Annotated in this window: 3 protein-coding genes; all 3 read right to left on the bottom strand. The window is 74.1% G+C overall.

Going from position 1 to position 10766, the window contains the following annotated elements:
• On the bottom strand, positions 1 to 4699 hold a 4699-nt coding region (locus HV824_RS32265; RefSeq protein ID WP_176424955.1), incomplete at its 3' end, for a type I polyketide synthase.
• Between the two features lie 77 nt (positions 4700 to 4776).
• A complete protein-coding gene (locus HV824_RS32270; protein ID WP_176424956.1) occupies positions 4777 to 8106 on the bottom strand; it encodes a non-ribosomal peptide synthetase in 3330 nt (1109 codons plus the stop codon).
• A 55-nt stretch (positions 8107 to 8161) separates the two neighbouring features.
• Positions 8162 to 10766, bottom strand: a 2605-nt coding sequence (locus HV824_RS32275) for an SDR family NAD(P)-dependent oxidoreductase (protein ID WP_176424957.1), incomplete at its 5' end; no start/stop codon positions are given.

Below are 10766 nucleotides of genomic sequence, written 5' to 3' on the forward strand. Positions count from 1 at the left end.
CCTGGAAGGTCGGGCCATAGCCCAGGCCGCGCTCCTCCATCTCCTGGTAGTGCGCCGCCCCGTCGCGCGACGGGGCGCACCGCCGCCGCACCTCGTCCAGCGGCACCGGCGTCGGCGCGCCCTCCGCGCCCGGCGTCCGCACGGCCCCGGACGCATGCACCGTCCAGACCTCGGCGCCCGCCCCCGACACGGGCACGAAGCTCGACACCTTGAATGACGCGCCCCCGGCCGGCTCGGACGTCAGCACCAACTGGGTCGGCCGCGAGCCCTCCTCGGGCAGCGCCAGCGCCTCGTCGATGCGCACGTCCTCCAGGACCCATGGGCCGTCACCCAGGCCCTCGCGGGCCGCGGCCAGCGCCCAGTCCAGGTACGCCGCCGCCGGAAGCACCACCGTGCCCTGCACGCGGTGGTCCTTCAGGTAGGGCAGCCGCTCCACCGCCACGTCCACGTCCCAGAAGCGCGCCCCCGGCCGCAGCGAGGACCGGCGCGCCACGCCGAGCACCGCGTGCCCCTGCCCCGCGCCCCGGGAGGCGCCCGCCGCGCCCGGCTGGAACCAGTACCGGTCCCGCTGCCACGGGTACGTCGGCAGCGCCACCTGGCGCCCCTCTTCTGGCGTCACCGCGCGCCAGGCCACCGCGCGGCCCTCGGTGTAGAGCGTCCCGAGCGACTCCAGCATCACCTCGCGCTCGGGCTGCTCGCGCCGCAGCGAAGGCAGCACCGTGCCCGCCTTGCCCAGGTGCGCGAGCGTCTGCTCGATGGAGGGCAGCAGCACCGGGTGCGCGCTCACCTCGACGAACAGCCCGTGCCCCGCGCCCACCAGGGACTCAATCACCGGCGACAGCAGCACCGGGTCCCGCAGGTTGCGCACCCAGTACGCGGGCGTCAGCTCCGTGCCGTCCGCCACGCGCCCGAGCACCGTCGAGTGCAGCGGCACCTCGCCCGCTCGCGGCGCGAGGTCGCCGAGCAGCGCGAGCAGCTCCTCGCGCAGCGGCTCCATCTGCGGGCTGTGCGAGGCCACGTTGACCTTCACGGGCCGGCAGAAGACCTGCCGCTGCGCCAGCGTCTCCAGCACCCGCTGGAGCGCGTGGGGGTCTCCGGAGAGCACCGTGGAGCGCGGGCTGTTGCTCGCGGCCACCGAGAGCCGGTCCTCCACGCCGCGGAGCACCTCGCGCGCCTCGTCGAGCGTCAGCTCCGTCACCGCCATGGCGCCCTGCCCGCTGGTGCGCAAGAGCAGCCGGCTCCGACGGCAGATGATGCGCGCCGCGTCCTCCAGCGACAGGGCCCCGGCCACGTGCGCCGCGGCCACCTCGCCCATGCTGTGGCCCACCACCGCGTCCGGGACGATGCCCCAGGAGCGCCACAGCCGCGCCAGCCCCACCTGCACCGAGAAGAGCGCCGGCTGCACCACGTCGATGCGCTCCAGCCAGCCCGCCTCGCTCGAAGCCAGCACCTCCAGCAGCGACCAGTCCACGAAGGCCCGCAGCGCCGCGTCGCAGTCCTCCATGGCGGCGCGGAAGACGGGCTCGGCCGACAGCAGCTCGCGCCCCATGCCCACCCACTGGGAGCCCTGGCCGGGGAAGACGAACACCACCGGCGCGCGCGCGGGCACGGGCCCCCGCCCCACGACGAGCCCCGGACGCGGCGCCTGGCGGAGGAAGGCCTCCAGCCCCTCGCGCGCGCCCGCCACGTCCTTCGCGACGAGCGCCAAGCGCTGGTCCAGCGGCGCCCGGTGCAGCGCCAGCGTGCGCGCCACGTCGGCCAGCGACGGCGCGGGCGCCTCGTCCCAGCGCGCCACCAGCGCGCGCGCCACGTCCGCCAGCGCCTGGGGCGTCCGCGCGGACAGCGGCAGGAGCACCGCCCGGTCGACCACCGGCCTCGCGCCAGCCCCGCGCGCCGGCACGCCCCACGCGAACAGCGCGCCCAGCGCATCCAGCAGCCCACCGCGCGCGTCGTCGCGCCGCATCGACGCCACCGTCAGCGCCGCCCGCCCCGTCCGGGCCAGGGCCTGCTCCAGCGAGCGGCGCATCACCGGGTGCGCGCTCAGCTCGATGAAGGTGTCGATGCCCTCCGCCGCGAGCTTCTCGATGGCCTGCGTGAAGCGCACCGGCTGGCGCAGGTTGCGGCTCCAGTACGACGCCTCCAGCGACGCCCCCTCCAGGTCCTCGCCCGTCACCGTGGACACCCAGCGCGGGGCGCTCGCCCGGGGCCGCAGCCGCGCGAAGGCCGCGTCCAGGTCCTCGCGGATGGCGTCCATCTCGGGGCTGTGCGCGGCCACGTTGACGGGGATGCGCGAGCAGAACACCCCGCGCGAGGACAGCTCCGCGAGCAGCGCGTCCAGCGCCCCCGCCTCGCCGGACACCACCGTCGTCGACGCGTCATTGTAGCCCGCCACCACCACCCGCCCCTCCAGGGGCGACAGCAGCCCCTCCACCTCGGCGGCCGGCAGCCCCACCAGCGCCATGCCGCCGCGGCCGGCGGTGCGCTGCTGCAACCGGCTGTAGTGGTGGACCAGCCAGACGGAGTCCTCCGTGCTCAGCGCGCCGGTGACGCAGGCGGCCACCACCTCGCCCAGGCTGTGGCCCACCATCACCTCCGGCTCCACGCCCCACGAGCGCCACAGCGCCGCGAGCCCCACCTGCACCGCGAAGAGCAGCGGCTGCACCACGTCCGCGTCCTCCGCGCGCGGGTGCGGCGTCACCAGCGCCTCTACCAGCGACCAGCCCGCCAGGGGACGGAAGGCCGCGTCCAGCGCCTCCACCCGCGCGCGGAACACGGGCTCGCGCGACAGCAGCTCACGCCCCATGCCCTCCCACTGGGAGCCCTGGGGCGTGCACACGAAGGCGATGCGCGGCGAGGGGCGCGCCGGGCTCCCCACCACCAGCCCGACGCGCTCCTGTCCCGCCAGGAAGGCCCGCGCCTGCGCCAGCAGCTCGGCGCGAGAGCGGGCCATGAAGGCCGCGCGGTGCGCGCCAATGTCCCCGCTTCGCGCCGGCGACTGGCACAGCGCCGCCAGCGTCTCGGGAGCCTCCGCGTCGGCGGCCCGCGCCGCCACCTGCTCGACCTGGGCGCGCAGTCCTTCCGCGTCCGACGCCGCCAGCGTCAGCAGCTCCGCGCGCGCGCCCGGCGCCTCCTCCAGCACCAGGTGGCAGTTGGTGCCTCCCCAGCCGAAGGCGCTCACCCCCGCCAGCGCCCGCTCCTCCTCGGCGGGCCAGGGCAGCAGCCGCTCGGGGACCTTCAGCCGCAGCGCGCCGAAGTCGATGAGCGGATTGGGCACGTCGAAGTGGAGGTTGGGCGGCACGCGCCGGCGCGACAGCGCCAGCACCACCTTGAGCAGTCCGGCGATTCCCGCCGCGCCCTCCAGGTGGCCGATGTTCGTCTTCACCGAGCCGATGAGCAGCGCGCCCTCCTCGGCGCGCCCCTCGCCCAGCACCGCGCCGAGCGCGCCGGCCTCGATGGGGTCTCCCAGGGCCGTGCCGGGGCCGTGCGTCTCCACGTAGTGCACGCGGCCCGGCGCCACCCCCGCTCGCGCGTACGCGTCGCGCAGCAGCGACTCCTGCGCGGACGCGCTGGGCGCCGTCAGCCCGTTGCCGAAGCCATTGTTGTTCACCGCGCCGCCGCGGATGACGCAGTAGATGGGCACGCCAGCCGCCTGCGCCGCCGACAGCGGCATCAACGCCACCATGCCCGCGCCCTCGCCGCGCGCGAAGCCGTTGGCGTCCGCGGCGAACGCCTTGCTCGCCCCGTCCGGCGACAGCCCTCCGAACTTGGTGAGCGCCACGCTCGTCTCCGGCGCCAGCAGCAGGTTGACCCCCCCCACCAGCGCCAGCCGGCACTCGCCCGCCCTCAGGCTCTGACAGGCCAGGTGCGCGGCCACCAGCGACGAGGAGCACGCCGTGTCCAGGGTGATGCTGGGCCCTCGCAGGCCCAGCGCGTAGGAGATGCGGTTGGCCAGGATGTTGAGCGCCTGCCCCGTCGCCGTGTGCGGCGTGACGGCCGCGCACGCGCCCTGGTGCAGCACCGCGTAGTCGTGCCAGATGGCGCCCACGAAGACGCCCGTGTTCGAGTCCCGCAGCGTCGGGCCGGGCACGCCCGCGTCCTCCAGCGCCTCCCACGCCAGCTCCAGCATCAGCCGCTGCTGCGGGTCCATCTCCGCCGCCTCGCGCGGGGAGATGCCGAAGAAGAGCGGGTCGAACCCCTCCACGCCGTCCACGAAGGACGCGCGGCGGGCCACCATCTTCCCCGGCGCCTGGGGCTCGGTGTCGTGGTACGCGTCGATGTCCCAGCGCTCCGCCGGCACCTCGCGCATGGCGTCGTACCCCTCGCACAGGCGGCGCCAGAACGTGACCACGTCCGGCGCGCCCGGCATGCGGCAGGCCAGGCCCACCACCGCGATGGGCTCGTCCACGGGGCGCGCGCCCTCCGTCGCCGCCGTCGGCGGGGCCTCCGCGTCCCCACGGACGAGCGCGGCCGCCAGCGCGTGAAGCGAGGGGTGCCGCCAGAACAGCAGCGGCGACACGGGGCGCCCCAGCACTCCGCCCAGTTCCTTCATCAACGCCACGACCTTCACGGAGTCCAGCCCGTAGCGGCTGAGCCGCTCCTGGGGGTCCAGCGCCTGCGGCTCCAGGCCCAGCAGCGCGGTGATGCGCGCGACGAGCCACGCCTGGATGGACTGCTCCGACATCGACGTCTCAGCCGTCATCTCCACGCCTCTTCCAGCCCCACGGGGCCATGAACCTTCACGACGGGCCCCTCGCCGGCCCGTCACCTCGCGCGAACTCAGCTCCGGCGCGCCTTGCGCGCCCGGAAGAACTGCTCCTGCTTGCGCAGGCGCTCCGCCCGCTCGTCGTTCGACGGCTCGGCCTGCGTCTCCGGCCCCCGGTCCAGGTACTCGGCCAGCGCGCGGATGGTCGGGAAGCGGTACAGCTCGGTCATCGGCATCTTCCGGCCCAGCCGCCGCTGCAACGACATGTGGATTTGCGTCAGGTGCAGCGAGCTGCCGCCCACGTCGAAGAAGTTGTCGTCGATGCCGAAGCGCCTGCCGTTCAGCGCGTGCTCCCAGAGCTGGTGCAGCGCCCGCTCCAGCTCGCTGCGCGGCGCGACGGGGGGCGCCGCGCTCCGGGACGAAGCCTCGGGCACCGGCGCCGCCAGCGCCTTCTTGTCGATTTTCCCGTTCGGCGTGAGCGGGAAGGCCTCCAGGAAGACGAAGTGCCCCGGCACCATGAAGCGCGGCAGGCGCTGCTCCAGGAACGCCCGCAGCTCGCGCGGCTCCACCTGCCCGTCGCACACCAGCCAGGCCACCAGCTCCATGTCCCGCGAAGCCCCGGGCCGCGCCAGCACCAGCGCCTCGCGCGTGGCCGGGTGCTTCGAGAGCGCCACCTCGATTTCCCCCAGCTCGATGCGGTAGCCGTTGAGCTTCACCTGGTCATCGCGCCGCCCCAGGAAGTCGATGTTCCCGTCCGCGCGCCACAGCGCGATGTCGCCCGTGCGGTACATGCGCTTCCCGGCCACGAAGGGGTCGGGCACGAAGCGCTCGGCCGTCAGGTCCGGCCGGTCCAGGTAGCCGCGCGCCAGGCCATCCCCCGACAGGCACAGCTCGCCGGGCACGCCCCGGGGCAGCAGCCGCAGCGCCTTGTCGACGATGTACGCCCGGGTGTTCGCCAGCGGCCGGCCGATGAGCACCTTCGGGTCATCGCCGGGGAAGCGGTAGCACGTGCTGTACGTCGTGTCCTCGCTGGGGCCGTACAGGTTGCGCACCTGGAGGGGCAGCCCCCCCAGCTGGGACATCACGCTCTGGGGAATGGGTTCGCCCGCCATGTTCAGCAGGGTGACGTTGCCCAGGTCCACGTCCGCCGCCAGCAGCTCCTTCACGACGGAGGGCACGGTGTTGATGAGGATGCGCCGCTCGGTGTCCAGGTACTCGGAAATCTGGAGGCTGTTGCGCAGCAGCCGGATTCGACGCCCCACCGACAGCGTGTAGAACAGCTCGAAGATGGAGAGGTCGAAGCAGTACGACGTGCCGAAGAAGCTGACGTCGAAGTCGGCCGCGTCGAACTCCGTCTGGCACCAGCGCAGGAAGGACACCGCGCTGCGGTGCTCGATGAGCGTCCCCTTCGGGCGGCCCGTGGAGCCGGACGTGTAGATGACGTAGGCCAGGTCCTGGCAGTCGGGGCGGTGCGCCAGGTCCTGCTCCGAGTCCGCCTGCGCGGCGCTGATGTCCACGCACTCCGCGGGGGAGCCCTGGCGCGCCGTCTCCAGGAACCGCGGCTCGGTGAGCAGCACCCGGCTGCTGCTGTCCTGGAGCAGGTAGCGCACGCGCTCGGCGGGATAGGCCGGGTCGATGGGCACGTAGGCCGCGCCGGACTTGAGGATGCCGAGCGTCCCGATGACGAGCCACTCGGTGCGGTCCACCATCAGCCCCACCAGCACGCCGGGGCCCGCGCCGTGGCGCGCGCGCAGATGGTGCGCCAGGCGGTTGGCCCGCGCGTTCAGCTCCCGGTACGTCAGGTGCGTGTCCCCCACCGACAGCGCGATGGCGTCCGGGGTGCGGCGCACCTGCGCCTCCACCAAATCCACCATGGACGGGCCATCCACCCAGTCCACCGGCCGGGGGTTGAGCCCGGTGAGCAGCTCCTCGCGCTCGGCCGCGGACACCAGCTCCAGCGCGTCACACGAGGCCGTCGGGCGCTCCACCGCGTCGGACAGCAGGCACTCGAAGCGCTCGAGCAACCGCCGGGCGGTGGGGGCCACGAACAGGTCCGCGTTGTAGTGCAGCGCCAGCACCAGCCGCTCGCCCAGCTTCAGGCACTCCATGCCCACGTCGAACTGGGCCTCCTGCTGGGGCAGGACGTAGGGAGACAGCGTCAACCCGTTCACCTGGAAGGTGCGGCCCTCGTCCACGGACAGGCCGAGCATCGCCAGCGGGTCGCGGTCCCTGACGGGCAGGTAGTTGAACATCACCTGGAAGACGGGCGGACGCGACGCGTCCCTCGGCCCGCCCAGCTTCGCCACGAGCTGGGGGAACGGGTACGCCTGGTGCTCCAGCGCCTCCAGCACCCGCCGCTGCAAGTCCCGGCAGAAGGCGTCGAAGCCCAGCCCCTCCTCCACCGACGCGCGCACCACCACCGGGTTGACGGCGTAGCCCACGACGTCCTGGAACGACGGGTCCTCCGCCGACATGAGCGTGTTGGTGGGCGTCCCCACCAGCACGTCGCGCTGGCCCGTGTGCCGCGACAGGAGCACGTGGAAGCAGGCCAGCAGGAAGGTATAGAGCGTCACGCCCTGCTCCCGCGCGCACGCCTCCGCGCGCCGCACCAGCCCCCCATCCAACTCGTGGATGACGGTGTCGCCGTGGCAGCCCTGCTCCGCGGGCCGGGGCTTGTCGGTGGGCAGCTCCAGCGCGGGTGGCGCGCCCGCCAGCCGCTCCGTCCAGTAGCGCTCCAGCACCTCGCCGCGCGGGCCCGCGAGCAGCGCCCGCTCCCACTCCACGAACTGGCGGTACTGCACGGCGGGAGGCGGCAGGCGCGGCGCGCCCTCCGTCACGAGCTGGCCATAAAGCGCGAGCAGCTCCCGCTGGAGCACCTGCAAGGCCCGCGCGTCGTTGGAGACGTGGTGCTGGGTGAAGACCACCAGGTGCTCGCCACCGTCCACGCGGGTGACGCTCAGCCGGGCCACCGGCCCCGTCGTCAGGTCGAACGGCCGCCGCACCTCCTCCACGAGCCGCCGGCGCACCTCCGCCGCAGACACGCCGCGCGCGTCATGCAGCGTGAGGGGGAGCGTGCCCTGCGCGTGGACGCGCTGGACGAGCCGCCCGTCGTCCTCCACGCCGTAGGTCGTGCGCAGCACCTCGTGCCGGTCCACCAGCACCTCCGCCGCGCGCCGCAGGGCCTCCACGTCCAGGGGGCCGTGCGCGCGGAACGAGAACAGCGTGTGGTACGCGTGGTTGTCCGGGTTGGACTGGTGCAGGTGGAACAGGGCGGACTGCCCCTGGGAGAGGGCGAAGGGCGCTGGCACCGCCGCCGCCCGCGGGGCCTCGTCCTGCCGCGCCAGGAGGCGCTTCAGGAGCTGCTTCTTCTCCTCCAGCGACATCGATTCGGTGTCTCGGGACATGACTCGGTTCTCCTCGCCCCGGCGGCGAGCAATGGATGCGGAAGGCGGTGGACGCTCAGGACGGCAGACGCTCCCTGAGCAGGGCGGCGAGCCTCTCCACGTGAGGCTCCAGGCTCATGGTGAGGTGGTTGCCTTCCACCTCGTGGATTTCGATGCCCCGGCGGGCCTTGCCAATCCAGCCGTACTCCGGATGGTGGGGGATGAGGTGGTCCCGGACACGGGCCCGGAAGTAGAGGATGCGGGTGTCGGCGGGCTCGGCCTGGTAGAGCAGCAGGGCCTCGTTGTGCGCCCGCCACAGGCGCAGGAAGCTGCCGCCGTTCTCCGCGTTCATCCGCACGAAGGCGTCGGACATCTCGGGCGAGAGCTTCTTCACGTAGTCGAGGACGAAGTCATCCGTCACCGGCTCCGAGTGCCGCACCGTGCCGCCGTCGTCCGACGGCGTGTCCAGCATCGCCAGCAGGTCGACGCGCTGGCCGAGCGCCGTCAACCTCCCGGCCATGTCGAAGGCCACGGTGCCCCCCATGGAGGACCCGCAGAACAGGTAGGGGCCCTCCGGCTGGAGGCGGCGCACCAGCTCCAGGTAGCGCCGCGCCATGTCCTCGATGCGCGTGTCGGGCGGCACGTCGCCGTCCACGCCGCGCGCCTGGATGCCGTACACCGGCTGAGACGGGTCCAGGTGACGCACCAGCGGCAGGAAGCCGAACACCGAGCCCCCCGCCGGGTGGATGCAGAACAGCGGGGTGCGGCCGGGCGCGCCCTTCTGCAGGCGCACGACGCCGGGAGGAAGGGCGGGCTCGCCCGGCGGCGCCGGGGCCGCGGCGGACGAGTGCCTCGACGCGGCCACCTGCGCGGAAATCTGCGCCGCCGAGGCGTGCTCCAGGAGCGCGTTGAGCGACAGCTGCACGTCGAGCTGCTCGCGCAGGCGCGCGCTCAGCTGCACCATCAGGAGCGAGTTGAGCCCCAGGTCGTAGAAGTTGTCGTGGATGCCCACGGACGCCACGCCCAGCAGCTCGGCGAGGGCCTCGCACACCTGCCGCTCCACCTCGTCGCGAGGCGCCGCGTAGGGCGTGCGCTGCGTCGGACGCGGGGCCCGGCCGCCCTGCTTCCGGGGTGCGGAGTCTGCCTCGGCGCGCTCCGCGACGCGGGGGCGCTGGGGGGAGCGGGACACGTAGAGGTGCGCGCCCTCGAAGCCGGCGACGATGCGCGAGAGGGCCTCCACGCCCTCCTGGTTGCTCAGCGCGCCCGGCAGGGTGAGCCGCCCGGGAGCGGCGGCGTCCCGCGCGGGTCCCTCCGCTCCCGTCGGCGCGGAGAACGTCTGGTGCATGTCGTCGAGCCGCTTGAGGGTGAAGCCCTCCACGTCCACCCGCACCGTGCCCTGCTCGTCCAGCAGGGTGATGTCGAACACGCGCAGCGACGCCGCGTCCTCCGTGTCGGTCCGCCACCGCGTGTGCACGCGCACGCGCGCCGGGACGGGCCCGTACACGCGCAGCCGCCGGTACGTCAGCGGCAGGAACAAGCCCTGCGCCGCCGCGCCCGCCACGCCCCGCTCGCGCAGCTCCAGCAGGCGTGAGTACCCCGTCACCACGTCCATGAGCGCGGGGTGGAAGCAGTAGGTGCCCAACTCGTCCCGGTACGCGTCCGCCAGCGAGAACGTCGCCAGCAGCTCCCGGCTCCCGAAGGACAGCCGGGTGTCCACCGTCGTCCAGCGCGGGCCGAAGACGATGTGATGCTCGCCGGCGTCCCCCATCAGCGACTGCGCCGACTCCAGGACCTCGGTGCACCGCGCCTCCGCGGCCCCCAGCGGCTGGACCTGGGCGGCCTCGTCCGTCCAACGCGCCGTGCCGAGCGCGTGCTCCCGCCACGCCTCCTCCGGCGACAAGGCCGGACGGCTCTGGACGCGGAAGCGCAGGCGCGCCCCCGACGGGCTCAGCACCAGCCGCACCTCGCGGCGCTCATCGGGCATCACCGTGAGCGGCGTCACGAAGACGACGTCGCTCAGCTCCACCGTCCTCCCGGGGCGCTCGGCGGTGAGCGCGCGGACGGCCATCTCCAGGTAGCCCGTGCCGGGCATCAGCGGCTGGCCGAGCACCCGGTGCTCATCGAGCACCCACTGCAGCTCGGGCCCCATCACCTGCGTGTAGACGACGTCCTCGCCCTCCACCTGGCGCGACCCCAGCAGCGGGTGTCCCGGCAGGACGCCCGGCGCCGAGCGCGCCCGGGCGCCCCGAAGCGCCGCCACGGCCATGCCCGCCTCGCCCCACGTATCCCAGCCGACGGAGACGGCGCGCAGCCCCGTCGACCGCAGCAGGTGGGCGTAGCCGTCCAGGAAGGCGTTGGCCGCCGCGTACGCCACCTGTCCCGGCGCACCTCGCAGGCTTGTCACGGACGAGCACAGGACGAAGATGTCCGGAGGGTCCGCCGCCAGCAGCCGGCCCAGGTTGAGCGCGCCGAGCACCTTCGGCCGGAAGACGGCCTCCACCTGCTCGCGCGTCTGGAGCTGGAGCGCGCCGCCTCCGGGCACCCCCGCCGCATGGAGGACGCCCTCGATGCGACCAAAGCGCTCCCGGGCCCGCGCCAGCGCCGCGGCGAGCTGCGCCTCATCCCCCACGTCCACCGCGAGGGGCAGCACCTCGGCCCCCAGCCGCTCCAGGGCCCCCAGC

Source organism: Myxococcus sp. AM009 (genome assembly GCF_013372605.1).
Classification (GTDB): domain Bacteria; phylum Myxococcota; class Myxococcia; order Myxococcales; family Myxococcaceae; genus Myxococcus; species Myxococcus vastator.